The 26,965-nt window shown below is 36.3% G+C and carries 25 protein-coding genes; 4 read left to right on the plus strand and 21 right to left on the minus strand.

Annotation, left to right across the window (positions count from 1 at the left end; translation table 11 throughout):
- Positions 1-45: 45 nt before the first annotated feature.
- The 7 genes from pdxA to ACZ5R4_RS06470 form a co-directional block, all read right to left on the minus strand.
- Complete coding sequence (gene pdxA / locus ACZ5R4_RS06440; protein ID WP_109984985.1) at positions 46-1,044, minus strand: 4-hydroxythreonine-4-phosphate dehydrogenase PdxA; 999 nt, start codon at positions 1,042-1,044, stop codon at positions 46-48.
- Positions 1,037-2,332 carry a four-carbon acid sugar kinase family protein gene (locus tag ACZ5R4_RS06445; protein WP_464368214.1) on the minus strand — a complete coding sequence of 432 codons (1,296 nt, stop codon included), beginning with the start codon at positions 2,330-2,332 and terminating at the stop codon, positions 1,037-1,039. Before ACZ5R4_RS06445 ends, pdxA begins: the two co-directional genes overlap by 8 nt.
- 29 nt (positions 2,333-2,361) lie before the next feature.
- Positions 2,362-3,348 (minus strand): 2-keto-3-deoxygluconate permease, encoded by a 987-nt coding sequence (locus ACZ5R4_RS06450; RefSeq protein ID WP_464368215.1) that lies wholly within the window; start codon positions 3,346-3,348, stop codon positions 2,362-2,364.
- Between the two features lie 222 nt (positions 3,349-3,570).
- Positions 3,571-5,301: a PrpR N-terminal domain-containing protein gene (locus tag ACZ5R4_RS06455; RefSeq protein ID WP_464368216.1), complete on the minus strand. Its 1,731-nt coding sequence runs from the start codon at positions 5,299-5,301 to the stop codon at positions 3,571-3,573.
- A gap of 118 nt (positions 5,302-5,419) precedes the next feature.
- The gene (locus ACZ5R4_RS06460) at positions 5,420-5,893 is read right to left on the minus strand and encodes a GNAT family N-acetyltransferase (RefSeq protein WP_277679745.1); all 474 of its coding nucleotides are present in this window, start codon (positions 5,891-5,893) and stop codon (positions 5,420-5,422) included.
- Between the two features lie 86 nt (positions 5,894-5,979).
- Entirely contained in the window at positions 5,980-8,259 is a 2,280-nt protein-coding gene (locus tag ACZ5R4_RS06465) for a glycoside hydrolase family 95 protein (RefSeq protein WP_464368217.1), read from the minus strand.
- Between the two features lie 77 nt (positions 8,260-8,336).
- Positions 8,337-9,836 carry an extracellular solute-binding protein gene (locus ACZ5R4_RS06470; RefSeq protein ID WP_464368218.1) on the minus strand — a complete coding sequence of 500 codons (1,500 nt, stop codon included), beginning with the start codon at positions 9,834-9,836 and terminating at the stop codon, positions 8,337-8,339.
- A 239-nt stretch (positions 9,837-10,075) separates the two neighbouring features.
- On the opposite strand from ACZ5R4_RS06470, the gene ACZ5R4_RS06475 reads away from it, so the two are divergent.
- Positions 10,076-10,804: a protein kinase domain-containing protein gene (locus ACZ5R4_RS06475; protein WP_464368219.1), complete on the plus strand. Its 729-nt coding sequence runs from the start codon at positions 10,076-10,078 to the stop codon at positions 10,802-10,804.
- Here the strand turns inward: ACZ5R4_RS06475 and ACZ5R4_RS06480 are convergent.
- The 4 genes from ACZ5R4_RS06480 to ACZ5R4_RS06495 form a co-directional block, all read right to left on the minus strand.
- Positions 10,794-10,958: a hypothetical protein gene (locus ACZ5R4_RS06480; protein WP_181397582.1), complete on the minus strand. Its 165-nt coding sequence runs from the start codon at positions 10,956-10,958 to the stop codon at positions 10,794-10,796. The genes ACZ5R4_RS06475 and ACZ5R4_RS06480 overlap by 11 nt on opposite strands.
- Before the next feature lie 137 nt (positions 10,959-11,095).
- Entirely contained in the window at positions 11,096-11,917 is an 822-nt protein-coding gene (locus ACZ5R4_RS06485; RefSeq protein WP_109984994.1) for a carbohydrate ABC transporter permease, read from the minus strand.
- Positions 11,917-12,849: a carbohydrate ABC transporter permease gene (locus ACZ5R4_RS06490; protein WP_109984995.1), complete on the minus strand. Its 933-nt coding sequence runs from the start codon at positions 12,847-12,849 to the stop codon at positions 11,917-11,919. Before ACZ5R4_RS06490 ends, ACZ5R4_RS06485 begins: the two co-directional genes overlap by 1 nt.
- A gap of 68 nt (positions 12,850-12,917) precedes the next feature.
- Complete coding sequence (locus ACZ5R4_RS06495; RefSeq protein WP_464368220.1) at positions 12,918-14,246, minus strand: extracellular solute-binding protein; 1,329 nt, start codon at positions 14,244-14,246, stop codon at positions 12,918-12,920.
- A gap of 278 nt (positions 14,247-14,524) precedes the next feature.
- Between ACZ5R4_RS06495 and ACZ5R4_RS06500 the strand changes: the two genes are divergently transcribed.
- Positions 14,525-16,519 (plus strand): YjhG/YagF family D-xylonate dehydratase, encoded by a 1,995-nt coding sequence (locus tag ACZ5R4_RS06500; RefSeq protein ID WP_464368221.1) that lies wholly within the window; start codon positions 14,525-14,527, stop codon positions 16,517-16,519.
- Between the two features lie 55 nt (positions 16,520-16,574).
- Here ACZ5R4_RS06500 and gucD read toward each other — a convergent pair whose 3' ends face one another.
- From gucD to ACZ5R4_RS06520, 4 genes are all read right to left on the minus strand, one after another.
- Positions 16,575-18,029: an alpha-ketoglutaric semialdehyde dehydrogenase GucD gene (gene gucD / locus ACZ5R4_RS06505; protein ID WP_464368222.1), complete on the minus strand. Its 1,455-nt coding sequence runs from the start codon at positions 18,027-18,029 to the stop codon at positions 16,575-16,577.
- Positions 18,026-18,925: a fumarylacetoacetate hydrolase family protein gene (locus ACZ5R4_RS06510; protein ID WP_109984999.1), complete on the minus strand. Its 900-nt coding sequence runs from the start codon at positions 18,923-18,925 to the stop codon at positions 18,026-18,028. The genes gucD and ACZ5R4_RS06510 overlap by 4 nt, the downstream gene beginning before the upstream one ends.
- 140 nt (positions 18,926-19,065) lie before the next feature.
- A complete protein-coding gene (locus tag ACZ5R4_RS06515) occupies positions 19,066-19,824 on the minus strand; it encodes an IclR family transcriptional regulator (protein WP_054860600.1) in 759 nt (252 codons plus the stop codon).
- A gap of 173 nt (positions 19,825-19,997) precedes the next feature.
- Positions 19,998-21,038 (minus strand): NAD(P)-dependent alcohol dehydrogenase, encoded by a 1,041-nt coding sequence (locus tag ACZ5R4_RS06520; RefSeq protein WP_464368223.1) that lies wholly within the window; start codon positions 21,036-21,038, stop codon positions 19,998-20,000.
- A 242-nt stretch (positions 21,039-21,280) separates the two neighbouring features.
- Here ACZ5R4_RS06520 and ACZ5R4_RS06525 point away from each other — a divergent pair, with 242 nt between their 5' ends.
- On the plus strand, positions 21,281-21,697 hold the full coding sequence (locus tag ACZ5R4_RS06525) for a MerR family transcriptional regulator (RefSeq protein WP_054860598.1): 417 nt from the start codon (positions 21,281-21,283) through the stop codon (positions 21,695-21,697).
- Positions 21,698-21,821: 124 nt separating this feature from the next.
- Positions 21,822-22,349, plus strand: coding sequence for a hypothetical protein (locus ACZ5R4_RS06530; RefSeq protein ID WP_054860597.1), 528 nt, complete (start codon positions 21,822-21,824; stop codon positions 22,347-22,349).
- 83 nt (positions 22,350-22,432) lie between these two features.
- Here the strand turns inward: ACZ5R4_RS06530 and ACZ5R4_RS06535 are convergent, their stop codons facing one another.
- The 6 genes from ACZ5R4_RS06535 to ACZ5R4_RS06560 all read right to left on the minus strand — a co-directional run bounded on the left by ACZ5R4_RS06535 (position 22,433) and on the right by ACZ5R4_RS06560 (position 26,714).
- Positions 22,433-22,741 carry a hypothetical protein gene (locus ACZ5R4_RS06535; RefSeq protein ID WP_054860596.1) on the minus strand — a complete coding sequence of 103 codons (309 nt, stop codon included), beginning with the start codon at positions 22,739-22,741 and terminating at the stop codon, positions 22,433-22,435.
- A 202-nt stretch (positions 22,742-22,943) separates the two neighbouring features.
- Positions 22,944-24,026: a HAMP domain-containing sensor histidine kinase gene (locus ACZ5R4_RS06540; RefSeq protein WP_464368224.1), complete on the minus strand. Its 1,083-nt coding sequence runs from the start codon at positions 24,024-24,026 to the stop codon at positions 22,944-22,946.
- On the minus strand, positions 24,016-24,696 hold the full coding sequence (locus ACZ5R4_RS06545) for a response regulator transcription factor (RefSeq protein ID WP_277678574.1): 681 nt from the start codon (positions 24,694-24,696) through the stop codon (positions 24,016-24,018). Before ACZ5R4_RS06545 ends, ACZ5R4_RS06540 begins: the two co-directional genes overlap by 11 nt.
- A 14-nt stretch (positions 24,697-24,710) precedes the next feature.
- Complete coding sequence (locus tag ACZ5R4_RS06550) at positions 24,711-25,301, minus strand: redoxin domain-containing protein (protein ID WP_464368225.1); 591 nt, start codon at positions 25,299-25,301, stop codon at positions 24,711-24,713.
- 16 nt (positions 25,302-25,317) lie between these two features.
- A complete protein-coding gene (locus ACZ5R4_RS06555) occupies positions 25,318-26,061 on the minus strand; it encodes a cytochrome c biogenesis CcdA family protein (RefSeq protein WP_277678576.1) in 744 nt (247 codons plus the stop codon).
- Positions 26,061-26,714, minus strand: a complete 654-nt coding sequence (locus ACZ5R4_RS06560) for a hypothetical protein (protein WP_277678577.1) — start codon at positions 26,712-26,714, stop codon at positions 26,061-26,063. The genes ACZ5R4_RS06555 and ACZ5R4_RS06560 overlap by 1 nt, the downstream gene beginning before the upstream one ends.
- Positions 26,715-26,965: the final 251 nt, after the last annotated feature.

The raw sequence follows: 26,965 nt of genomic DNA on the forward strand, positions 1-26,965 counted from the left end.
CAAAAACTGGTCTATATCCCAAAAATAGACCAGTTTCACTTTTCATTATTTTTCAGGTGATAATTCGATTGCTTGGTGTATAGCTTCGATCATACTTCCATCATCAACCATGCCTTTTCCTGCTATATCAAATGCTGTACCATGGTCAACACTTGTACGAATAATGGGTAGTCCGACCGTAATATTCACTCCTGCTTCAAGGCCAAGCACTTTAATTGGACCATGTCCTTGGTCATGATACATTGCAACTACTATATCGAAATCACCACGTTGCGCACGGAAAAACAGCGTGTCTGCTGGTAAAGCTCCTTCGACATCAATCCCTTCCTTCTTCGCACGTTGGATAGCAGGATCAATTTTTTCTTCTTCCTCTCCATTTCCGAACAAGCCATTTTCTCCTGCATGTGGATTAATGCCACAAACGCCAATCTTCGGTTGCTTAATCCCTGATTTATAAAGGGTATCATGCGCTAACCGAATAACATTGTATACACGCTCGGGTTCAATGCTGTTGATCGCATCAATAAGGCCCATATGAGTAGTTACATGGATCACTTTTAACTTAGGCGATGATAGCATCATAGAAAAATCTTTTGTATCGGTTAACTCCGCAAGAATTTCGGTATGGCCTGGATAAATATGGCCGCCTTTGTGCAGCGCTTCTTTATTTAGTGGGGCTGTACAAATCGCATCAATTTTTTTCTCATTTGCTAGTTCAATGGCTGTTTTCAAATATTGAAATGCTGCATTACCTGCATCAGCAGAAACCTCTCCAAACGGAAGGTTTTCTGGCAGTAAATCTAAGTCTACACATGCAATCTCGCCAAAAGCTGTTTCTGTAAAATCTGCTTGATGATCGAACGATTTTACTGTAATCTCCACATCCAAAATATCAGCAGCTCGTTTTAGCATGTTAGCATCACCAATTACTACTGGATGAGCTTGTTCATAAACCTCTTTATGTTGCAGACTTTTCACGATTACCTCAGGCCCTACACCTGCAGCGTCTCCCATTGTAATCCCTATAATTGGCTTTTTACTCATTGTTTAAAACTCCCTTCAATACTTGCATTGCATGATAAATAGACTGTTGGTTGCCAAATGCGCCTGCTTTAGTTACAATTCTAAATTCTTTCTCTGTTCCGATCAATGTACCAACCGGGATTCCTGCTTCCAATTGTTTCAACAAACGAAAGCCAATTCCACCTAACTGACGAGCAACCTCTTTTGCTGTATCACCGCCAGTTAAAACAAGTCCGGATAGATTCTTATTTCTCTCAGATACCCCTACAACAATTTCACCAATTGATTGTGAGATGTGTTCTCCGATTTGATAGTCAGACAAATCTCGTTTTCGTCCAATTCGTTTCACCTTGTCACGAATTTGTTCATTCGAAGGCACATAAACGACAATATCATCACCTGACTTAATCACATCTACACATTTTTCAATATGATTGTCTTTTAGCATTTCCCAATCATTCGTAAACATTTGAATTGGATCTAATTCAATAGCTGTAACGTCCGCCTGTTCCGCTGCAAACCGTACTTGATGTTGTGTTACTTGAGACAAACTTCCGCATACTGTCATAACATGCTCAGATTTAGTCAATGAATGTTTCCCCATCTTTTGACTAATTCCTAATACTTCTGGCAGTACTTCAGCTAAACCTGCTGAACCTGCCCAAATGATATTTTCAGAAATCTTTACAACCTTTTGTGCCATTTGTAATAATTCTTCTTGAGATTCTGCATCACAAACAATATATTGAATATTTTTTACTTGATAAGATTGTAGTTTTGCCTGTAAAGTAGATCCTTTTATATCTTCTGTAGTTAATAAACCTACCGCTTCATCAATTTCATCTTCTATCAAACTTGGTATATATGATTGTCTAACAGGGTGCTTTGGATCTTTGGCAGCTTCCGTTTCTGATAGCTTTATGCCATTCACATAATGAACCCCATCCTTAGTTGTTCTTCCATATGCAGGTAAGGCAGGAGCAATGATAACAAACTCTGGCGAAAACACTTCAGATAGTGCTTGTAACTCTGTAGCAATATGACCTCTTAATGTCGAATCCATTTTTTTATAGACATAGCGATAACCAGCTTCTTTAAGAAATAAAGCGGCTTGCTTTGTAATTGACCTAGCTTCTTGATTCGATAATGCTCGTGAATTTGTATCGATCACTAATCCACTATCTAAATTATGAGAGTGCTCAGGGATATCAAACAACACCGAGGTTTTGACTCCTTTTTCAGTTAATTGTACGCCACTATCATTTGCCCCAGTCAAATCATCTGCAATAATTCCTAATAGTCTACTCATGTTGATCCCTCATTCTATCGATATTAAACTCATTCATTGATAACGTAATCGTCTGGTAAACGTACCCCTTTTTTCTCTAGTCGTTTCACTAAAAAGGCAATATAAAATGGTAGAAGAACGGCAGTTGTCACCGTTGATGCTGCAACCTGTACAGTTGCAATATCAACATTTACTGCAAAGCTTGCACTAGCAGCTGCTATTGCTGCAGGCGTTGCTACGGCATTACCGGCTGTAGATCCTTCTGCAGCACCTGCAATCGGATTCCATTTTAATGCTTTAAATACGAGGTATCCAACTGTACCAGTAACAAACACAGTTAATAATCCGAGAATAATTCCTGATAATCCGCCTTCAATAATACTTTTAAAATCAATTCCCATACCTAATGAAAATGCAAAGAACGGGATTAACATCGAGCTTCCTTTGTCTAAAAACTCCCTCATCTCAACGTCTAGATTACCTAGTACCATACCAACTAAAATTGGTAATAGGACAGAAATAAAGGATACAAATGAGAACATACCATCAACAAATCCCATTGCGCCAAAAATAGCTAACGCTACCATTGTAAAGAATGGTCCATCATTTAAAGCAAGTAGCGAATAAGCTGCCCTATCTGTCTTATCGCCATATTGACCTACCATTGCTACATAAAGTCCTCCATTACTGTTTGTCATCGCTGCAATTATTGCAATTGGCGCAAGACCTAACCATAATCCATTGTCTCCAGCAAACATGTAAGCAATCAACCCTACAGCAGCACCTACTATCCATTTTGTTGCCAATAATGTTGCGCCTTTTCCAAGACTAACACCAACACTTCTTACGTTTATTTGAGCACCAGTACATAGTAAGAATAATGCGATTAATGTACTCGCCCCATCTACAAACAACGCTTGAGTAAAGTTACCTATTCTTAATAAATCAGGTACAAATGTATTTAATACTGCAGCTAGTAATAACGGAACAACCATCATTCCACCTGGTATTTTCTCTAAGGTTGCTTTTATTCTCATAGTAAATCCTCCCCCAACAATTAATTTGTTATCTTTTGCAACACACAAAAAACATAAACCGTTTACATTTATGATTATATTAAAAATAACTATAAATTGCAACACTTTTTTCGTAAAAAAGGCAAATTACTTAAATTTTAAAAAATAAGTGTTTTATTTTGCAACAAAAAAAGACTCAGTATTATCTCCGAGTCTTTTTTTATCTTTATAACATAATAAACATTATGACTTCAGCTTTCTCCATAATGTTGAACGATTGATCCCTAAGCGATTAGCAGCTTTTGATTGATTATGATTTTCTTCTGCTAAGATAGTTTTTATAATTTGTTGTTCAATTTCCTTTAATGTTCCTTGTAAGGATAATTCACTTATCTCTTCGTCTTCATATTGAGCTAACAATTGATCCACTTGTGAATATTCAATATAGCTTCCATCTGATAACAGCGTTAATTCACGTACAACTTGTTTTAATTGACTGAGATTACCTTTCCAATTATATTGTTGCATTAGTTCCACTGCCTCTTGTTTCATTCCCAATGTCTCCATTCCTTCTCGCGTGTGAAACTCCGTAATAAAGAAATTAACATATGCCTGGATATCGTCTTTTCTCTGCCTTAATGGTGGAATATGTAACGGATACTTCATAATCTGTTGATAAAGCTCTTTCGAGAAACTTCCCTCTGCAACTAAATGATCCAATGTTCGGTTCGTTAACGTAATTACTTTCAAATGAGTGAATAAACTTATGACTTCTTCCATCGTGGCTGATAATGCCCCAGTCAATTTTTCTATATTTTTTATCAACAGGGTCCCTTTATCCAATCGATTTATTTTACTTTTAATCGTCTTTATCTCCGAATCTGTTACCTTTTCACCATCAATTATCATTAGAGGTGCATCCAGACCAAACCGTTGAAAATGTATTTCCTTTGCAAGAGTAAGCTTTCCTACACCTTGTTCACCCATCACACACATAGGTTCATCAATACGTACATAATGTCCGATATTTTCCTTTAATCTTCGAGCAAAGGAACTATCACCAAGGATAGGTACATGACCTACACTATTATAAATAATTACGGATTGGATTTTTTTATTTAATAAAGGGGAATGGAATATTAATCCGACAATTCCTTCAATTTTATTAACGATAAACGCTTGAACATCATAGCAATTATCCCCTTCTCTTAATTCAGTCCAATGTGTACCTTCACCTGTTATTACTCGCTGAATTAATTGCGCAATAGTAGAAGATTTGGAGACTTGTTGAGGTTGAATATCTTGATCGAATTTGGCATTTTTTGCAATGATGTTCTGTCGCTGGTCCAATAGTACGATTGGCAATGGAGTATTAGTAAAAGCATTTCTCAAGTAATTAAAATGACGATTAACCTTACGAAAGAAATGATAAACGCGCTTCCCTTCCTCGATAGCATCCATAAGCGCCTCCCTTCCAGATGCTATTAACACTCCCCGCAATCCAAGCTCTTCCGCAACTTGAACAGTAATAACATCCCCTATAACAACGGAAAAGTTAGCTTGTTTCAATCGTTGTAAATGTCCTCTAACTTCTTTTCTATCTTTAATCGTAATCATTTTGACATTAAATTCTAAAATATTGCAAATAGTGTTAGCGCCTTCTGATATATTAGGATAACCGACTAATGCAACACCACCTTCAAGTCCACGTAAAAGGGTAAACACTCGCAGCATATCATAACCAGTAATATCGATATGAACTACAGGTATAGAAATAGCATCTTGAATCATTGTAGCCGTTCCACCACGACTAATCACCAATTGATATCCTTGTTTTTCAGCTTTTTGAGCTATTTTTAACCCTTCTTCCAAGTTTCCGATGACAACATCTAATTGAACATCATTCGGTAAGACCGTTTTTTTCGCTATTTCTGCTAAACCTGAGTATGGTGCGATCAATAGTGCCTTAATCATTTCACATTACTCCTAACTTGTTGCATTATTCAACACTATTATTATGTCATAAACTCGTAAAAATGTCATCATGAAGAAGGCAATGTATGAAAGTTTTTATATTCACTCACATCCTTAATTAACCCTCTTTAATCATCGTCACAAAAGCTGCAATATCCGTAGTAAATTCATCCTTTTTTACAAATCCTAGTTTTTCATATAAATGAATGGCTCTTTTATTAAAGGTTGCTACAGTTAATCTTATGGGGACCTCTAGGTATTCATCTCTTATGTGTTTCATGATAAATGTGCAAAATTCATTCCCATGACCTTTTCCAACATAGTTTGGATGCATACCAAGCCCTAAATCTACATTTTTATCATTATAGACACCATATTGATGTCCGACTGGTACCTGAGCTGCTTCACCTATACATAAAAAACCAATCATATCACCATTATTATCTGTTATAGCTTTATATGAGCCATTAAGTATTTCCTTCAGCTCTTCTTTCGTCACCTCATTATTATAGAAATCATAAGGTTTTTCATATTTCCAGCTGAGTATCTTTTTAGCTGATGTCACATCCATTCCAATAATAGTTAATTTCATTATCCACCTCATCTTAGTTAGGCCTAAATAGAAATGCCCCTCTTAATGCACTGTCATCGGAGCATTTCTTCTATCGTTTTCAATTCTTATGCAAAATCAAGTCTGTAAATTTCCCCTTCACGAACGGTAAGCTCATATAAACAAGCATCAACCTCTGTTAATGGAGATCCATCAATAGAAACACTATAAGATGAAGGAATCCTTATTCGACACTTTCTTGATTGGCTGGAAAAGATGGAAGCATATCGCAATCGATGATTCTCCCATTTTAATTCTATTTCATAACCACCTCTTGCTTTTAACCCTTTTACATAACCATTTCTCCATGCCTTTGGAACTGATGGCAATAGATGGATTTCTTGAAGGTGACTTTGGACGATCATCTCTACAATTCCAGCAGTTCCACCGAAGTTTCCATCAATTTGGAATGGTGGATGATTATCGAATAAATTTGGCAAGGTAGATTGCTTTAATAGTTCTAGAATATTCTGATAGGCATCCTCACCCCTAAATAAACGTGCCCACATATTAATAATCCATGCCCTACTCCAACCGGTATGGCCTCCTCCGTGTTTTAATCTTCTATTTAAAGTTACGACCGCTGCATTGGCTAATTCCGGAGTAGTTATTGGCGAAATTTGATTGCTAGGATGTAATGCAAATAAATGAGAAATATGACGATGACCAGGCTCCGCTTCCTCATAATCCTCTAGCCATTCTTGAATTTGACCATGCTTTCCTATTTGGATTTTTGGCAATTTTGCCCTAATATCGATCAATTGTTGACGAAAAACCTCATCACTTTTCATCAATTCACTTGCTTTGATACAGCTAGTAAATAAGGCGTAGATTATTTGACTATCCATAGAAGGTGCCTCACATAGATTCCCTTTCTCGCCATTTGGAAGTAAATAAGTATTTTCAGGTGAGACAGATGGTGTAGTAATCATCCATCCTTCGCTATTTTCTACTAAATAATCAACAAAAAATAAAGCAGCTTCCTTCATTGTTTCATAAGCTTCATGAAGAAACTCGATGTCACCTGTATATTCGAAATGCTCCCAAAGATGGAGACAGATCCAGGCAGCACCTAATGGCCAATAGCTTGCTGGTGTATAAATATCCTGTGGAGCTGTATCGCCCCAAATATCGGTATTATGATGTGCGGTAAATCCTCGACAGTCATACATCTTTTGCGCTGTCATTCTTCCGGTCTCTTTCATTTTCTCAATATGTTTCAGTAAAGGTGCATGGCATTCTGAGAGATTACATACTTCTGCTGGCCAATAATTCATCTGTATATTAATGTTGATGGTATATTTACTATCCCAAGGTGGTAGCATTTGATCATTCCAAATACCTTGTAAGGTCGCAGGTAAAGAGTTTGGCCGGCTACAAGCAATCATTAAATAACGTCCAAAATGAAAATACATACTGATTAAATCTAGGTCTGTTCCTCCTTGTTTAAGGTTTTCTAACCTTTCATCAGTAGGTATAAATTCAGCTGTCTCAGAATGATCGGTGATATCTAATTCGACACGATGAAATAGCTTTTGATAATCCTCTATATGCCTCCTTCTCAAAAGCTCATCATCTATCACTTTCACTTGTTCTATTGTTCTCTTGCATTGCTGTGTAGGATCCTGGTATCGAAAAGTGGTAGCAGCACTTAATAAAATCGTGACTGCACTTGCATTATTAACACATATTCGATTACCAATCGTGTTCACTTCTCCATCCTCTGCAATAACCTTTACTAAAGTAGAAAAAGAAATACCACCTTTTCCACCTGTCTCCCCTGTCATTAAGATACTAGTATCAGAAAGAGCACTGTTTTCATCTAAGTTCCTACTATTTCCTCTGTCTAAATTCAACTGGAAGGTAATGGAATTAGTTTCTGTACAAGTTAATCTTGTTACCATAATCTGATCAGGATAGCTTGTAAAAACCTCTCTTTTGTAGGTACGATTATCTACTGAAAAGGATGTCTTAACGATGGCTGTATCGAGATCAAGCTCTCGCTTATAATCTTTGAAACCTTCCAATCCTTTGAAAAGAATATTCAACTCACCTAATGGCTCATAATGACGTTGACTCATAGGAATACCCGAGAAACTTAACCTAGCTAATTCCTCCGCTTCCTGTAGTTTTCCTTCAGATAGGAGTTTTCTTATTTTAGGCAAATGATCTAGAGCATCTGGATTCAATCTATCTCTTGGTCCTCCATACCAAACGGAATCCTCATTCAATTGAATTTTTTCTTTTACTACTTCACCATATACCATACCACCAAGTCGACCATTTCCAATTGGTAATGCTTCGTTCCAATTAGAAGCGGGATTATTGTACCAAAGTATCTTTCCCATTGAAACACCTCACCTTTTTATGGAAATGGGTGAAAACATCATCCTGTTAAATTGATTCCACCCATTCATTATCCATTTTATTGATTTTTCAAACTCTCATTAAATTCCTTTAATACATCCGATCCTCCGGCTTCTTCCCATTTTTTAATGGCTGCCTGGAATCCATCTTCATCCATTTCTCCTAGCATATATTGATAGGTTGCATCTGAAATAATTTGATCTAGCTGTCCAGCATTTTTCGCGTAAGTTTCCGAATCTAGGGTGACGGTTGGATCTTTAATAAGATAATTTTCATTATCCTTTTCCAACTCTATTGCTTTTATAGCTGGTTCATATTCATTATAAGGTTCATATTTTCCACTTGTTTCTGGTTCACCAATCTCAAAGATCTTATATGGTCTAACCTCTGCATCATACTTTGTTTGATCAATTACCTTAGCTCGACCATCGATTAATTCATAGTGAACCCCTTCTTCTCCCCACAGCGCTAAATTAGCTACTTCGGGTGTCATGAGATAATCATAAAACTCCAATATGTTTTTCAGCTCTTCTTCTGATCCAACTGATGATTTTGGAAACAGCATTAAACTCCCAAATCCAGGTATCGACCAAATACCATATTCCCCATGAGGGCCTTCTACATAATTTTGAACATCATATTCGACATCGGGATTAATTTTTGATGCATCATCATACATTGCTTTGACATCAGACATGGAACCAACGTATAATCCAGCCGTTCCGTTTTTAAACATCTCGGTCTGATCTTCCTTACTTGTAACAAGGAAATCCTGATTCATATATCCATTCTCATGCAATTTTTTGATAAAATCCATTGTCTCGATATATTCAGGATACATGAATTGAGGCACTATTTCTCCATCCTTCTCTCCCCAATAATTCGGTGTACCAAACCAGGAAGCTATCGTTTTAAAAGAACCATAGATTAAATCATTTCGGTCTGTTAAGCCGATCGTATTATCTTTTCCATCACCATCTGGGTCATCCTCAGTAAATGCTTTAGCCATTTCATAGAACTCCTCTGTTGTCGTTGGTGCTGAAAGACCCAGATTATCTGCCCAGTCCTTTCGGTAAATAATACCAGATCTTGATAAAGGACGCCCCTGATATATTCCATAAACTTTTCCATCTACTTTGGAATTATTGATGATTTCTTCTTTTAATTTACTCAAGTTCTCATATTCTTCAAGATATGGACCAATCTCCCAAAATTGACCATCACGAATAGCATCTTTAAACTGATTAATTTGTTGAAATCCGATACCTACTACATCAGGAAGGGAATTTGTGGCAAAAGCAGAATTTAATCTTTCATTATAATTATTATCAGGAACCCAATCAATTTCTAAGTTATAGCCTGTGACCTCTTCCACCTTGGTCAAGATTTTGTCATTAGGGACATTTGGAGTTAAAAGGTTAGTCATAAAGTGGATCGTTGGACGACCATCACTGTCCCCATCATTACCCTCTCCGCTTGAAGCGCTTTCATTATTGCATGCAACTAACAACGACATAAGACAAAATACTAACAATAGCTTAACTTGAAGCTTCCTCATCCATATCACCCTTTCTTAATTATACGTTATCGATAACATTACATGTATTGTACATAATATTATTCCATATAAAAATAGTTTATTTTGATTATTTTATACTGTTTTTTGATATTTTTAGTGAGAATTTCTAAATAGTGTTAGCTATTCTCTTTTGTTATAATAGTATTATTATTTATAAAAGCGATGAGGTAACTATGCAACTAATACATTGGATAATTAAAAGAATTCGGCAAGCATTTATGGACAAGGTATATCCCGCTAACTTTCTCTTGGCCGAACGTTATCAGGTTGAAAAGGTATTAGGAGAGGGAAGTTATGGGATTGTTTATTTATGTATGGAAGTAAATACAGGACAGAAATTTGTGGTCAAACAATTGCGTAAAAGTAAAAAGAAAGAGAATGAAGAATTGTATAAGCAAGAAATAGTCATACTTAGAAAGCTAGACCATCCAAGCATCCCTAGCTTACTCGAAACATTCACTTATGAAAATAATAAATTTTTCTCGATGACATTTATGGATGGAGTTAATTTGGAGGATTCATTATTTAATAAGAAAAAGAAATTTAATGAAAAAGAGGCTTTGTTATTTTTCAAAAAGTTAGTGAAACTTGTCTCATTTATACATGACCATGGAATTGCTCATCGAGATCTTAGAATTCCGAATGTCATAATCCATCACAACCAACCATACTTAATCGACTTTGGGCTAGCGGAATTATTAAAATCTGATAATAAGAAAGAAATGGTCCAGGATGATTTCTATGACTTAGGAGACTTTTTACTATTTATTCTATACTCCACCTATGATGGTAAGTCTAAAAAAAATCAGCCATGGACCGAAGAATTAAATCTACATATCCGCACAACGAGAATCTTGAAAAAGTTACTGCAAATTGAAAAACCTTACGTTTCTGCTGAGGAAATACAAATAGATGTAAACCAAGCATTGGAAGAGTTTAGTAGTTAGCTACTGCTACTTCCAAAGAACCCGCGTCGCTTATAACGGTGTGAACCTGAATAAGGATGGTGGTGACGACGACCACTGCTGCTCCCGTAATAGCGATGTTTTCTTTTACTAGAGCTGTAACGTTGGTATCTATGTCTTTTACTACTACTGCCATACTTTTTCATCTCATGTGAAATCTTTCTCATAAATTTTTTAAACATAACATAACCTCCATAATATTAGTTACGATTAGGTAGAGCTAATGGTTTCATTATAATAAATCATTTCTGAGAAGTATCTTCAAATCTTCCTTTAACCTTTTACGGAACCTGCTGCAAGACCTGTAACAATTTTCTCTTGTGCTATAAAGTATACTAATAAAAGTGGTAAACTTCCAAGGGTAAGGGTAGCCATAATTCCTGGTATATTTACAGAAAATTCTCCATAAAATTCTCGCAGACCAATTGGAAGTGTGGCATTTTGGCTCGAATTCGTTAAAACTAATGCAAAAATAAATTCATTCCAAATATGAATGAAATTATAAATAGCAACGGTTGCGACAGCAGGTGTTAGCAATGGGAAAATAATATTCCAGAATAACCTTAAGTGACTGCAACCGTCCATCTTAGCTGATTCTTCCAGTTCCTTTGGGATATCACGCATAAATTGTGTGAAGATGACAATGGAAACGGGAAGAGCAAATGCGATATAAGGGCCAATTAGTCCAAATAATGAATCATATAGCCCCATTTTATTGGTTAAGATAAAAATCGGTACAAGGGTAGTATGAATCGGAATCATCATTCCAACCATAAATAAGATAAAAATGGGACGATTTAAACGGAATTTTAACCTTGCTAATGGATAACTAGCCATTGCTGCGATAATAATCACAATGATTACCGATATCACAGATACTATTAGACTGTTGGCGAAATATCCGAAAAAATTAAGTTCTACTAATAATAAGTAATTTTCTAATGAAAAACTTTCAGGAATAGACCATGGGGAAGTCATGAATTCCATTTGTCCTTTAAATGATGTTAAAGTCATAATCAGAAAAGGAAGTCCGGTTACCATTAAAATTACGATTGCCAGACAATATAACGGAATACCCTTTATCACTCTAATCATCATTCATTCCCCCCGTTCGATTTGTCACCTAATAACATGAAAGCTGTCACAATAAAAGCAATAATAAACATCGAGAAGGAAATACTACTACCATAGCCCATATTAAAGTTTGTAAATGTTTGTTTATACATATAAGTGGCCATTAATTCTGTAGAATTGTTCGGCCCTCCACCAGTCATAACATAAATTAAATCAAAATATTTCAAAGAACCTATTACAGATAAAATGGCAGAAGTGATAATGATAGGTCTTAATAATGGTAACGTAATGTTTTTAAACCTTTGCCACCCACTTGCCCCATCTATATCTGCCGCTTCATATAATTCCTCAGGTATTCCAACAATAGTTGCTCTGAAAAGAATCATATAAAACGGCGCAAACTGCCAACAAACCGTTGCGATTACTGCCCAAATAGCTGTATTTTCTTTACCAATCCAAGCAGTCTCTAAGGATTCTAGACCAATAGCTCCCAATATAGAATTTAACAAACCGTAGTTTCCTTCATAAATAAAAATAAATAGGATACCGATGGCTACCGTTGACATTAAAAAGGGCATAAAATATACTGAACGGAACAACCTGATTCCCTTAATTGGACTAAAAAGCAATAATGCCATAATTAAACCAACCGGCAACTGGGTTAAAAGTGATGCAATAACTAATAGAAAATTGTTTTGAATCGATGTCCAAAAAACGCCATCCTGAAACAATTGTTTGTAATTTTCCAAGCCAATAAAAACCATATTAGCATCAATACCGGTCCAGTTAAACGTACTATAATAAAAAGTCATAAAAATCGAGTAAATGACATAGACACCATAAATAATAAAAGCAGGTGCAATAAAGCCTATAATTGCCCAAGTATCTTTGTTTTTCTTTCTTTTACGAACACGTGCCATACCATTTATACTAAATTCCTGTGCTTTACTCACCCTATCACCACCTAGATAATATAAAGAGAACTACATGATAGACATCCTTAATGTAGTTCTCTTTCTGATTATTCTTCTAATATCTCTTGCGCTTTTGCTTCCACTTCTGCCATCGCTTCTTTCGGAGTCATCGACAATCCAAATAATGCTTGCGTCGTATCCAAATGTACCTGTGCAAGCTCTGGTGGTAATGTCTGGTCATAATAGGTTTGCATAGCTTTCGAGTTCTCTAATACCTCGCTCATCTCCTGGATGTAAGGATCGTCATATTCCACCCCTTTCACGGCAGAAATAGAACCTGCATTATTGGACATTTCTGTTGCTGTTTTCAAGCTCGCTAGTTCCTTTACTAACTCAGCAGCTAATTCTGGATGTTCCGCTTGTTTCGCCACAGAAAACACAGGAGATACTCCACCGACGACGTGATTCTTCGCGCCTTTTCCACCATCCACTGAAGGGAATAAGAAAAAGCCTAATTTCTCTTCAAACTCTGGCATCTCCTCACGTACGTTATTTACTAGCCATCCTCCCATTGTCATCATCGCTGCACTCTCTGTATAAAGCATTTGCCGAGATTGACCAGTGTCATAGTTCATGCCATTAACACCTTCAGGGAAAGCTCCCATTTCTACTAAATCTTGTAGTTTACTACCTGCTTCTACATAAGCTTCATCATCAAAGGTTCTACCAGAACGCTCAAAAGCTTCATTAAATAACTCTGGGCCTCCTATTCTTTCTGCTAGATACATTAAGTAAAATGAACCTGTCCATTTTGTTTGATTTGCCAGTGCAAATGGAGTTATGCCATTCTCCACTAGTGTCTTGACAATTTTTAATAAATCTTCATACGTCTCTGGTTCCTCCAAGCCATATTCCTCAAATATGTGTTTGTTATAGAAAACAGGTACAACATCCATACTCACTGGTACACCATAGATCTTGCTATCAAATGTAGATACAGATAAGGCTGCTTCGTTATATAGACTAGCATCGACAGAATTTGTTATATCGACAACTTGATCGGAATCAACAAATTGCTTCAACCAACCACCACCCCAGGAATGGAACACATCTGGTGGATTACCGCCACCCATCGCAACACTTAATTGAGATTTATATGGGTCATTCTCTTGCTGTGAAACTTCTACAGTCACGTTTGGATGTTTTTTCTCGAATCGACTTACTGCTGCCTCGATTGCTTCTCCAGAAGGACCTGTTTCAATATGCCATAAAGTTAAAGTAACCTGTTCTCCACCCTCATTACCATCTCCCGCTTCTTCGCCTCCATTTGTTTCATCAATTGAATCCTCATTACTCATAGAATCAGTGGGTCCACATGCCTCAAGAACAAGAAGGATAAAAACTAACATGAACCAAAGTATTTTTTTCTTGAACATCCTATCAACTCCCTCTTATTTGTCAACGCTTACAATAATGACTAAAATCTAACGATCCACCCTTTTCATCCCTCAAACGATGTTATTATTCAAAACTAGCTTTGTTATTATAAAACTATGTTTAGTTTACAGTGTTTATAACTATATTTTTTGTTTGGTGATAAAATTTCACGCTTATTGTTTTATAATATAAAACTTTCTTTTATATTGTTGACACATCTCTAGTTAACTTCTATACTTAATTTACGAATGTAAACGCTTTAAAGAGAGGTGTCTCGATGAATAAATTAGAACAATTAATGCATCATTCCGAAAAGATTTATGATATTAAGACCGTGGCAAGAGGTCCGGTTGGCAAGCTACCACTGACTGATCAAATGCTTAGGAAATCCCCAAGCGGAAATTTATTCGGGTTGTCACAAAATGTGGGAATGGGTTGGAGTCCTAACATGTTAGATGGTAAGCAAGTATTATTATTAAGTACACAGGGCGGACTAAAGGATGAAGATGGTAACCCTTTAGCATTAGGCTACCATACAGGACACTGGGAAGTAGACATACTCATGAAGGAAGCAGCAAATGAAGTTAGTAAACAAGCTGGCATCCCTTTTGCTGCCTATGTTAGCGATCCGTGTGATGGAAGATCTCAAGGAACAACAGGTATGTTCGATTCTTTTCCTTATCGCAATGACGCGGCAATGGTATACCGTCGCTTAATCCGTTCATTACCTACTAGGGATGCTGTTCTCGGTATTGCTACATGTGACAAAGGCTTGCCTGCAATGATCATTGCACTAGCATCTATGCACGATTTGCCTACTGTTGTCATACCAGGAGGAGTTACTTTACCCCCGCTATATGGGGAGGATGCTGGGAAGGTACAAACGATAGGAGCAAGATACTCTAACAATGAATTATCATTGGAGGAAGCTGCCGAATTAGGTTGTATGGCATGTGCTACCCCTGGTGGAGGATGTCAATTTCTTGGAACAGCTGCCACAGCACAAGTAGTTGCGGAAGCATTAGGTATGACTGTTCCTCATGCAGCACTAGCACCATCAGGGCAAAAGGTATGGAAAGAGATGGCTCGTCAATCTGCCAGATCGATTATTGCAATGGAGAATAAAAAAATAACAACAAAGGATATCGTCACAGATGATGCTATTCATAATGCAATGGTCGTACATGCTGCTTTCGGTGGATCTACTAATCTATTATTACACATTCCAGCAATCGCACATGCTGCAAAATGTCAAATACCATCATTGGAAGATTGGCATCATATTAACAAAAAAACTCCTCGTCTTGTGAGTGTGTTACCAAATGGTCCTACTCCACACCCAACCATACGTGCTTTTTTAGCAGGTGGCGTTCCAGAAGTCATGCTACATCTTCGTAATTTAGGTTTGCTACGTGAACATGTCATGACGGTGACAGGACATACTCTTAGTGAAAATTTAGATTGGTGGGAACAATCGGAACGGCGACAAAAAATGAAGGAAAAACTAAAGAAAGAGGATCAGATTGATGCGGATGAAGTCATTATGTCAAAGGAGAAAGCAATAGAACGAGGACTAACCTCTACCGTTACCTTCCCCACAGGTAACCTTGCACCAGAGGGAGCTGTTATTAAATCTACGTCGATCGATTCGTCTAGATTAGATAAAAATAAAGTTTATTATCACAAAAGCGAGGCAAAAGTATTCACTAGTGAGGCAAACGCGATTGAGGCAATCAAAACACAACAAATTAAAAAAGGCGATATCATGGTTCTAACCGGCTGTGGTCCCCTAGGTACAGGAATGGAGGAAACCTATCAGGTTACCTCTGCGTTAAAGCATTTATCCTATGGAAAATATGTAACGTTAATTACAGATGCTCGTTTCTCAGGGGTATCGACAGGTGCTTGTATAGGTCATGTTGGGCCAGAAGGATTAGCTGATGGTCCTATCGGTAAAATACAAGATGGCGATTTAATCGAAGTACGAATCGATGCTAAAAACTTGGAGGGTTCGATTAACTTTTTAGGCACGCAGGAACGTGAAATCACACCAGAAGAAGGTGCTCGCATCCTTGCATCCAGAAAAATGAATAAAGAGATTAAGCCATCTGACAATTTACCTGATGATACACGTCTTTGGGCTGCCTTGCAAAAAGTAAGTGGTGGTACATGGAAAGGTAGTGTTTATGACGTCGATCGTATTATCGAAGTATTAGAGGCTGGAGAGAGGGTATTAAGGGAAAATAGGAAGACGAAAGAATCGACTTATTAAACCCAAACTATTAAGCAGAAACCCATATGAAGGAGTTTCTGCTTTTTTTTCTTTGTTATCCTTTAAGAAAAACTGTTTTTGTTGTCGTAAAGAATTCTTTTGCTGCTTGCCCTTGTTCTCTTGAGTAGGAACTGGATGCCTTCATTCCCCCGAATGGCGCTTGCAATTCTACCCCTGCTGTTTCAGAATTGATCCGAACCAATCCCGCTTCGATATCATCGATAAAGGATAGAATGTGGTCAATATTTTTAGTAAAAATCGATGCACTCAGTCCATATTCCACATCATTTGCTAAATCAATTGCTTCTTCCACTGAATCTGCTTTCATCAAAGCCAAAACAGGACCAAAGATTTCTTCCTGAGCTATTGACATATCAGTAGTTACATCTTCGAAAATAGTTGGCTCTATATAGTAGCCTTCCTTTAAATCTCCCTCTGTTAGTTGTTTACCTCCTAGTATTAAGCTTGCTCCTTCTTCTATTCCCCTATTAATATAATGCTTGACTGTCTTAAACTGACCTTCACTTGCACATGGCCCCATCCAAGTTGATGGATCCATTCCATCACCTACTGTAATTTTCTTTGCTTTTTCAATTAAACGGTTTTTGAATTGCTCATAAATACTGGATTGAACAATAACACGACTGCTACAGGTACATTTTTGCCCGGTTGATTTCAATCCACCACTTAGAGTGGCATCTACTGCTGCTTCTATATTCGCATCTTCAGCTATGATAATGGGATTCTTACCACCCATTTCTAATTGATATTTCCCTCCTCGTGCTGCAACAATTTTCCCAATATTTTTTCCTACCTTATTCGAGCCAGTAAATGTAACTGCATGAACATCCTTGTTTTCTGCCAATCCTTGACCTATTACGGAGCCACTTCCTGTTACAAAATTCACCACACCTGCTGGGAAACCAGCCTTTTCAAAGCATTCGATTACCTTAGCAGCTGTCACCGCCCCTTCCGTTGCAGGCTTTAAAACAACCGTATTACCATATATTAAAGCTGGTGCCATTTTCCAGATTGGAATAGCGACTGGAAAATTCCATGGAGTAATCACACCGACAACACCGATAGGTACTCTTTTACTAAACATAAGTGCGCTAGCGTCTGTAGATGGGATGAGATCTCCATCAGATCTCATGCCTTCCCCTGCATAGTATTTGAGTATTTGAATACCTCTAGTTGTTTCTCCTTGTGCTTCAGGAAAGGACTTTCCCATTTCCTTCGTCATAGTTGTCGCAATTTCTTCCAGATTTTCTTCTAAAAACGTCGCTGCTTGATACAAATAATTTCCTCTTTCTGCTCCGGATAATTTCCGCCAAGCTTTTTGTGCATCTTTGGCACGGGCTATTGCCTCATTTAAATCAGACCTTGTAGAGTTTTGCACGCTTCCAACTACTTCATTCTTTTTTGAAGGATTATAGCTTTCTAACAATTCCCCAGAGGATGATTTCTTCCATTCTCCACCGATATAATTCAAGAATACATTTCCACTCATATTAGACTCTCCTTTTTATGAATATTGCTGGCTAACTTAACTGGATTTCTTAAGATACCAATTGATTCAATTTCTATTTCAATAACATCTCCCTCTTCTAATGTAAAGCTGTCATCTGGAATAATACATGTTCCTGTCAATAACGTGGTTCCGTCTACAATGTCGTTATCTTTTATTAAATAAGAAACTAATTCTTTAAATGTCCTTTTCAACATAGACGTGTTGGCAGACCCTTTCGATATTATTTCACCTTCTCGTGTAATTCGACATTCTATATTTAAGTTATAAGGATCAATCATTGTATCCGCTAACAAAATGGACGGCCCAATAGAACAAGAGTGCTTCCACATTTTCGCCTGTGGCAAATACAGTGGATTTTCTCCCTCGATATCACGACTACTCATATCATTACCTATTGTATAGCCTAAAATCTCTCCTTCAGCTTTTACGACTAATGCTAATTCAGGTTCAGGTATCTGCCAATTTGAATCTGTTCTAATACCTACTGGTTCATTAGGACCTATTAACCTTCTAGCAGTAGATTTCAAAAAAATCTCAGGCCTCTCCGCATCGTACACCTTATCATAGAAAGAATTGCTTTCTACCTTTGCTTCTCTATTTCTTGCTTCCTTACTTTTTAAATAGGTAACGCCTGCAGCCCACACTTCTTCTGATACAATAGGAGTCAACAATTCTAATTCTGTTAGATCCTTATTCATTGGCTTTTTGCTTATTATTTCTTCTTCGATAATCTGGCTACAGCTCTTGCTCGCCTTATCTGCCTGACGAATTAGATCCTGAAAAGAATCTGTAGATAACTCATAGATTTGATTGTCATCATTCACAACAGCAAGCTGTTCTACACCCGAATCCTTTTTAAATCTGATTATCTTCAATTGAATAATTCCTCCTTTTTTCTCTTTAGTTTTATAATATAAAACTAAGTTCATTAATATAACTATTAAAAAATTTATCCTTTTACAGATAAAATGAAATCCATATCAGTGGGTTACTCTTTCTCCCACTGATGGTCTATTTAAATTTTTCTATTTCCCAAAGCTTTAGAAATATCCGTACACGTTTGTTGAAGTGTAAGGACAATTTTTTGTTCCAGTGTTGGTGTAATAGTTTGTTTTGTAGTAGAGATACTAATAGCCGCCACTACATTGTTGGTATGATCAAATATCGGTACGGCAATACAATAGATGCCAGGTTCATTTTCCTCATTATCAACCGAATAACCTTGTTTCCTAACCTTTACCAGCTCATCTAGATATACTTGCTTGTCTGTGATAGTGTTTGGTGTTTGAGCATAAAACTCATAATTCTGCAAAAGTTCCACTGTCTCTTTTTGCTGTCTAAATGCCATTAGTGATTTCCCTACAGCACTGCTGTGGATGGGGACTCTTTTTCCTATTCTGGAGTATACAACTGCTGAAGCACCCTCTACCTTATCAATATAAACACCGTACATATCTTCTAATATCACTAAATGTGTTGTTTGACCAGTTGTTACAGATAATTCAATTAAGTACTTTCGAGCAATTTCTCTTATATCCATACTATTTAACATAAACTGGCCACGTTCTAACAGCTTTAATCCTAAGCTGTACTTGCCACTATCTACATCCTGCTTAATATAATCATGTTCCTTTAATGTTTTTAACAAGGAATGAGTGGTACTTTTGTTTAGATCTAATTTCCTGCTAATTTCGGTAATTTTCATTTCACTGTTATGTTCATTAAATAAATCTAGTATTCTTAAAGCTCTATCGACAGACTGGATGATCGGCATGTGCATGTAACCTCTTTCATTTTTTTGCTTAGAGAAAGTATATCATATATGTTTTATATCATCAAAACTATTTTGGAATAGATAAATCTTTTTTAGTTTAATAATACATGAGGAATATATAAGGAGATGCCCTAAAGATAAGTCTTTAAGACATCTATACTTATTATGTACTCTTACATGGTACTAACGTCGATAACAAATCGATACTTCACGTCTGAAGCTAGTACACGTTCATAAGCTTCATCAATTTTATCAGCAGAAATTATTTCAATTTTTGGAGCAATGTTATGCTTCGCACAAAAATTTAACATCTCCTGTGTCTCACGAATGCCTCCAATCATGGATCCCGCAAATGAGCGTCGATGGCCGATAAGAGAAAATACATTTACTGCCAATGGCTCTGCAGGGGCACCAACATTTACTAACGTACCATCAAGTGTTAACAACGAGAGGTAAGCATTCATATCAATCTTTGCACTTACAGTGTTGATAATTAAGTCAAAAGTGCCCGCAAGCTTGTCAAATGTAGCTGGATCACTAGTGGCATAGTAATCATTTGCACCGAATTGCAAGCCATCTTCTCTTTTACTCAACGTTTGTGATAGTACGGTAACCTCTGCACCCATGGCATGTGCGATTTTGACCGCCATATGACCGAGTCCGCCCATCCCTACGACCGCTACCTTCTTACCTGGACCAGCATTCCAATGATTTAATGGGGAATATGTTGTAATACCCGCACAAAGTAATGGTGCTGCTTCATCAAGTGAAATGTTCTCTGGGATGCTAACAACAAAATCTTCCGTTACTACTATATGTGTAGAATACCCACCTTGAGTTGGTTCACCATACTTGTCCACTCCCGCATAGGTGGGGACATTACCTTCTAAGCAATATTGTTCTTCTCCTTGACGGCAGTTTTCACATTCACCGCAGGAGTCAACCATACATCCGACACCTACTCGCTCGCCAACCTTGTACTTTGTCACCTCGGAACCGATGTCTGTCACAATACCGGCAATCTCGTGTCCTGGTACAAGCGGATAGTTCACTTCTCCCCATTCTCCATGAGCGGTATGAATGTCCGAGTGACAGATACCCGCGTACTTAATCTCAATTAATACATCATGTGAATCAAGATCACGACGTTGAATTTCCGCTTTTCGAAATAATTTGTCAGGTCCATCAACAGCCCGTGCTTTAGCAATTACCATGAATAAAAACCTCCTAGTAATTTTTTGGTTATTCAAGAGAAAATCTATTATTCGTAATATTTCCCTTGCAATATTATGATATTACCTATAGTTAACTCTAGGTCAAGCATTATTTGATTATTTGGCTCATTTCATCGATCACGTTTGTCGTAAACATTGATTTGACAATAACGAATGGGTGTGATAATATTTTTGGACTCTTAGAGTTAACTCGAAGTTTAAATGAAACGAGGAGAGAAATAATGAGAACCTATTCTATTAGCGAAGTGGCACATGAATTAAATCTTACGGTATATACATTACGTTATTATGACAAAGAGGGACTCCTTCCTTTCGTAGAACGTACCGACAGTGGAATACGAAGATTTAAGGAGTCTGATATCGAAGCATTAAGAGTCATTGAATGTCTCAAATCGACTGGGATGCCTATTAAAGAAATTAAAAAATTTATCGATTGGTGCTCTGAAGGTGATTCTACTTTACAGGAAAGATATGATATGTTTATGGAGAGAAAAGCTAGCGTAGTAGCACAAATGGAAGAACTTAAGAAAACGATGGAACTCATCGAACATAAGTGTTCCTACTATCAAGAAGCATTAGATGCTGGGACAGAAGATATTCATAAAAATAATAAAATAGAAATTTATAGTTCTAATTAAGATCATATAGCTGAATCCTGTTGAGGATCTCAGCATTTTTTTATATTCTTCATTCATCGTACTAGAACAAAAAATTTGATTAGTCATATAGTGTAGTAAATCAGCCTAGTGAAAGAGGGATTATATGAATTCGTTACCAGCAATTGATCTCGGCCTGATGTCGGAGCATTTATTAGCACATGATGGAGTCATTCATAAGTTAGTATACTATCAAAATTTAGTAACTAGCACTGAACTACAAAACATCCTAAAATTACAAGAAGAAGTAATGCGCACTCATGTATGGATTATGTTAGCATTTATTAATCCGAGCTATCATAACGATATAGAAGTCCCGCAATTAAGTACTTTTGAACAGAAATATAATTTCCAAAGAGCAGGGAATGATGAAAATAATAAATGGGTTGCATTAGAATCACATAGTACAGCAAAAAATATGTCTATAGAAAATTACCAATCTGCAATGTTAATGAAGAATATGAATGTAAAAAATGCACACATCGAAATGGCATTACAACAAAATCAAATAAAAGAAAAATACGCAAATTATATAAAGAAAATGGGTTGGGATTTTGTACCTAAAGCAACTACAGAGGCGCAGATTAGCACATTTCTGCATTTTAATTATTTACTGAATCGTCATCTAATTTGAGCCTTCTATTTTCAAAAAAAAGCCATAATCCTTTATGCTTAAAGGTTTATGGCTTAGACATTCCATAATATCGTTCTATTTAGCTATTTATCAATGACAAATTCCTTCTTACTATAAATTTCATAAGCAATGTATCCAAATAAAAAGCCTAATCCAGCTCCTAAACTAACGGTAAGGTGTAAAAACACTGGGAGAAATATACCTAGTATAACACCGATAGCACAACCAAAGAGCATTCCGATTGGTATTAAACTATCTAATAAATATTGAGCATTTTTTGACTTTTTCTTACCTAAGGTACCTTGATTATATTTAAGCTTAAGCCTTGTCAGAACAAACACTACAATCCCACCGATAATAACAACAGGAGCAATTGCCATAACAAACCCCATATAAGAACCTCCTCACGCTTTTAATGTTCATACGTGCTACTAGAAATTGCTTATAAGCTCCACACTTTAATGTAATTATACCAAAATTTTTACAGCATATCGATCTTTGCATAAATTCTCCAGTTTATATTTTCAAACAAGATGTCTATAGGCAAGGAAAGTCTACCTTCAAAAGTTTATTTTCAACCCTTCTCAACTATTATTACTGTGCTTCAATTGGTAAAGTAAACCAGAATGTATGTCTATTGCCATTTGAAATTAATCCTATGCTGCCTTTATGCCTTTCCACAATTTCTTTTGATATTGCTAATCCAAGTCCACTTCCTCCAAGCTCACGACTTCTAGAGTTTTCTATCCGATGAAATCTCTCGAATATTTTTGCCTGCTCTCCTTGAGGAATAGTTTGACCTTCACTTGTAATGGAGACTCTGTACACTTGATCGAGACTCTCCCCTTTAATTGTTACTAGACTATTCCCTTTATGATATCGTATTGCATTATCGATTAGGTTGCTAATCACTTGTGAAATTCCCCCAATATTGAGATGCAACTTCTGATATTCTGCTTGCATCTCACAACGAAGCCCTTCTTTATTCAATAACCAACGAAACATTTCTATCGATTGTTCAATTAAAATTACTATATTTGTAGACTCCTTTTCAGACAAGGGCTGTTCTGAATCAACATCCCACTCTTTTAATTGATCCATTTGTTCAACTAATTTTATTAATCGTTTGGATTCCTTCAGAAGAGATTCATACAATTTGCTATCTCCTTCAATCAAACCGCTTTTCAATGCATTTAAATACCCATTTAGGTTGGATAATGGTGTGCGAAATTCATGTGATAGATCAGATACAATTCTTTGACGTTGCTGTTCTTTTATTTTTAACTGTACTACCAATTGATTGAAGTGATCAATAAATTCTCCCATTTCATCTGAAGCATGGTTTTGGATTGGTTCTGGATAGAAACCTTCCTTCATTCTTTGAGTCGATTGAATTAATTTTTTTAAAGGCTCGATCAATTTATTCATAAAATAGAAATGAAGTAAACTTCCAGAAACAACAGTAAAAAGGCTGAATAATAATAAATACTCTAATAATGAGGCTCTAAACTGTTCCTGTCTATCGACTTCATTTACCATTCCTTCAACTAAAAAACATGCGGTATTGTAAATCCCCCAACCAGTCAACAAAACGAATATGGTCACAACTATTGTATTTAAAATCGTCAGTCTTAATATAAACTTTTTTGGCAACCAGTTTCTTTTTTTACGAAACAAACTTATACCCCATTCCCCTTACAGTCTTAATTCGTTCTGGTGATCCTGGGTTATCTTCTATTTTTTCTCTTAGCTTTTTAATATGGGCATCAATGGTTCGATCTAATATAGTACGATCTGCATTAGGATATAAATGCTGAACTAATTGCTCTCTCGATAAAACCATATTTGGATTTTCCATTAGATAATATAATAGATTAAATTCATGCTTCGTTAAATTAACCTGGTTATCATAAAGCAGTACTTCTCCTTTTCTTGGCTTAATGCATAATCCGTTTGAAGTAATTTTTTGACAGAATAAACCCGACCTTCTTAAGACAGCCTCAACATTGGCCACCAATTCTTCTGGCTCAAATGGCTTAGTTAAATAACTATCAGCTCCTACCTTCAATCCATGAATCTTATCTGCTGTTCGGGCCTTTGCTGATAGCATGATAATCGAAACTTCGTTCTTCACTTGTTCCCTTACCCATATACAAAACTCCTCACCACTCCATCTAGGGAGCATTAAGTCAAGTATAATCAAGCATGGATGATACGTAAAAAAAGCCTCTTTAGCCTTTTCTCCATCTTCTACCTGTATTACGTTATATCCAACCCTATTCAAATAGATACTAATAAGCTCTCGTATCATCTTATCATCTTCCACTACTAGAATGGTTTGTTTCATTGAATCACCTATTTTTATTCCATTTTTTCAAATTCTGATACCATCATTTCATAATTTAGTGCACCAAGCGCTTTATACTGAATAATTCCATTTGAATCAATCATATATGATGTAGGAATCGGACGTATTTGATAAGTATTAGCTACTTCAATTTTTTGATCTAATAAAATAGGAAATGATAATCCAAATTCGTCCACAAAATTGTTTATATCCTTTATAGTAGCCTCTGTTTTTGTTAAATTAACAGCTAAAATCGTAATATCCTTCTCTTGATGAAATTTTTCCATGTCAGGCATTTCAGCGCGACAAGGTGGACACCAGGTAGCCCAAAAATTTAGCATTACACGTTGTCCTTGAAACTCTGAAAGTTTTACCGTTTCACCAGCTAAGGTCTCCAGCTGAAAATCTGGTGCTAAATCACCCTCTTCTAACCCTATCTCAACATCAATTGAATTAGTCTGGCTATTTGTTTCATCATTCTCTTTCTCTGTCTTTTCATTTGTGTTTATAGTGGCATGATCACTTTTTTTATCCTGTACTACTAAATCAAATACAGCATAGCCAAACATCGCCAATAATACAACTGTAATGATTATTTTTTTCAATTCGAAAATCCTCCTGTCATCCTAAATTAACTAACCAGCTATCTTGTACTAGTCTTAATAAGAAATTTGAGATTTTAGCTAATTGGCCTGTAAATAATAGTAATCCCATAATTACCATAACTGCCCCACCGAATTTCATTATTTTTTGACTATAACGGACTAGCCATCTCGTTGACCCTATGAAAAAGGTTAATACAAGAAATGGTATGGCAAAGCCGATGACATACATGATCGTATAAAAAGTCCCTTGTGTTGGATTACTACCTGCAATGACTAAAATCGATGCAAAAATCGGACCAATACAAGGAGTCCAGCCCGCCGCAAAGCCGATTCCAACAAATATTGTCCCAAAATATCCGATAGGTTTTTTGTTAAAATGTAACCTCTTTTCTTTCATTAGTCCTTTCCATTGAATCCATCCTGCGACAAATAAACCCATAATTATTACAAAAATTCCTGTTATTCGTTGCAAAAAAACACCCGATTGTCCTGATAGTAAATCTTGAAGCCATTGTCCCAATACAGAGACGCCTACCCCTAATCCTATAAAAACAATCGAAACTCCCATCAAAAAGAAAATGGCATGTATCAATAATTTACTGCGCACTTTTGTGTTATGTGTACCTTGAATTTCTTTCACTGTCATTCCTGTGATATAAGATAAATAAGCAGGAAAAATTGGAAGAGTGCATGGGGAAAGAAAAGAAAGAATTCCTGCCCCTAATGCAATCCATATCGTAATATCCGTAGCTGCGCTCATTAATTCACCCTCTTTCTGAAAATTAATAAAAGAATACTTGTTAGAAAAATAACAACATAAAACCAATGATCTAGGTTAAATTGAAAAACCATCGTAGAAGAAAAAATCGACAGAAACCACAGTCCACCACTCCAACATAATAATCCGATAAACACTAACGTTTCTCTAGCCCATATCTCCTGTTTCATGATAAATATGATGATTATTAAAACAAGCAATCCTAGATACTGCCATGAAATTTCTGATCTGGATATGACTTGGATAAATTCATATGTAAAAGATGCGGTGAAAAAAATGTTCAAAAACGTATACAGTAAATCAATGACTTGCTTATCTCTCTTAGTTTTTCTATAGGACTCAAATATCACCGTTAGTAAAACAGCAATGTAAAACGCCTTCGAATCACTTGGGTATGCTAATATAGAAATTGGATCACTGATAAAGGAGTGAAGATTGGTAAAAATCTTTCCAATCCATAAAGTAATAACAAATACTACCAGTAGATTACTGGCCTCTTCTATCCACTTTTTTGTTTCCATTTTTGAGTGGGGGCTCATAAACCAAAAGAAGAGAAACCCCACAATAAAACTACCAATTAATACAACTAAATCACTTTTTATCACAAGCGATCCAATCATCCAAGCAGATGGCATATTACTCCCTCCTTCCTTTAGGATAATAAAGTATTGTGAAAATTTAATGAATATAGCAAAAAACGATAAAGGAAAATAATATCCTCTATCGCTAAGATTGGTAACGAAAAACACATTTATCTATACAGTTAATTAGTCTTGTTTCAATATCCTCATCATTCAAATTTACTGCTAAGTTTGCTAAAATTTTTTCAGGTGGTAATAATGATCTTCTTTCTTCACTTATTATCTTATGTGCGTTATCGGGATTA

Source organism: Gracilibacillus sp. JCM 18860, from assembly GCF_055395245.1.

Excerpts from the sequence above, each read along its gene's own strand:
- pdxA (WP_109984985.1), bottom strand. The coding sequence starts at position 1,044 with ATGAGTAAAAAGCCAATTATAGGGATTACAATGGGAGACGCTGCAGGT.
- ACZ5R4_RS06445 (WP_464368214.1), bottom strand. The coding sequence starts at position 2,332 with ATGAGTAGACTATTAGGAATTATTGCAGATGATTTGACTGGGGCAAAT.
- ACZ5R4_RS06450 (WP_464368215.1), bottom strand. The coding sequence starts at position 3,348 with ATGAGAATAAAAGCAACCTTAGAGAAAATACCAGGTGGAATGATGGTT.
- ACZ5R4_RS06455 (WP_464368216.1), bottom strand. The coding sequence starts at position 5,301 with ATGATTAAGGCACTATTGATCGCACCATACTCAGGTTTAGCAGAAATA.
- ACZ5R4_RS06460 (WP_277679745.1), bottom strand. The coding sequence starts at position 5,893 with ATGAAATTAACTATTATTGGAATGGATGTGACATCAGCTAAAAAGATA.
- ACZ5R4_RS06465 (WP_464368217.1), bottom strand. The coding sequence starts at position 8,259 with ATGGGAAAGATACTTTGGTACAATAATCCCGCTTCTAATTGGAACGAA.
- ACZ5R4_RS06470 (WP_464368218.1), bottom strand. The coding sequence starts at position 9,836 with ATGAGGAAGCTTCAAGTTAAGCTATTGTTAGTATTTTGTCTTATGTCG.
- ACZ5R4_RS06475 (WP_464368219.1), top strand. The coding sequence starts at position 10,076 with ATGGACAAGGTATATCCCGCTAACTTTCTCTTGGCCGAACGTTATCAG.
- ACZ5R4_RS06480 (WP_181397582.1), bottom strand. The coding sequence starts at position 10,958 with ATGGCAGTAGTAGTAAAAGACATAGATACCAACGTTACAGCTCTAGTA.
- ACZ5R4_RS06485 (WP_109984994.1), bottom strand. The coding sequence starts at position 11,917 with ATGATTAGAGTGATAAAGGGTATTCCGTTATATTGTCTGGCAATCGTA.
- ACZ5R4_RS06495 (WP_464368220.1), bottom strand. The coding sequence starts at position 14,246 with ATGTTCAAGAAAAAAATACTTTGGTTCATGTTAGTTTTTATCCTTCTT.
- ACZ5R4_RS06500 (WP_464368221.1), top strand. The coding sequence starts at position 14,525 with ATGAATAAATTAGAACAATTAATGCATCATTCCGAAAAGATTTATGAT.
- gucD (WP_464368222.1), bottom strand. The coding sequence starts at position 18,029 with ATGAGTGGAAATGTATTCTTGAATTATATCGGTGGAGAATGGAAGAAA.
- ACZ5R4_RS06515 (WP_054860600.1), bottom strand. The coding sequence starts at position 19,824 with ATGCCGATCATCCAGTCTGTCGATAGAGCTTTAAGAATACTAGATTTA.
- ACZ5R4_RS06520 (WP_464368223.1), bottom strand. The coding sequence starts at position 21,038 with ATGGTAATTGCTAAAGCACGGGCTGTTGATGGACCTGACAAATTATTT.
- ACZ5R4_RS06525 (WP_054860598.1), top strand. The coding sequence starts at position 21,281 with ATGAGAACCTATTCTATTAGCGAAGTGGCACATGAATTAAATCTTACG.
- ACZ5R4_RS06530 (WP_054860597.1), top strand. The coding sequence starts at position 21,822 with ATGAATTCGTTACCAGCAATTGATCTCGGCCTGATGTCGGAGCATTTA.
- ACZ5R4_RS06535 (WP_054860596.1), bottom strand. The coding sequence starts at position 22,741 with ATGGGGTTTGTTATGGCAATTGCTCCTGTTGTTATTATCGGTGGGATT.
- ACZ5R4_RS06545 (WP_277678574.1), bottom strand. The coding sequence starts at position 24,696 with ATGAAACAAACCATTCTAGTAGTGGAAGATGATAAGATGATACGAGAG.
- ACZ5R4_RS06555 (WP_277678576.1), bottom strand. The coding sequence starts at position 26,061 with ATGAGCGCAGCTACGGATATTACGATATGGATTGCATTAGGGGCAGGA.
- ACZ5R4_RS06560 (WP_277678577.1), bottom strand. The coding sequence starts at position 26,714 with ATGCCATCTGCTTGGATGATTGGATCGCTTGTGATAAAAAGTGATTTA.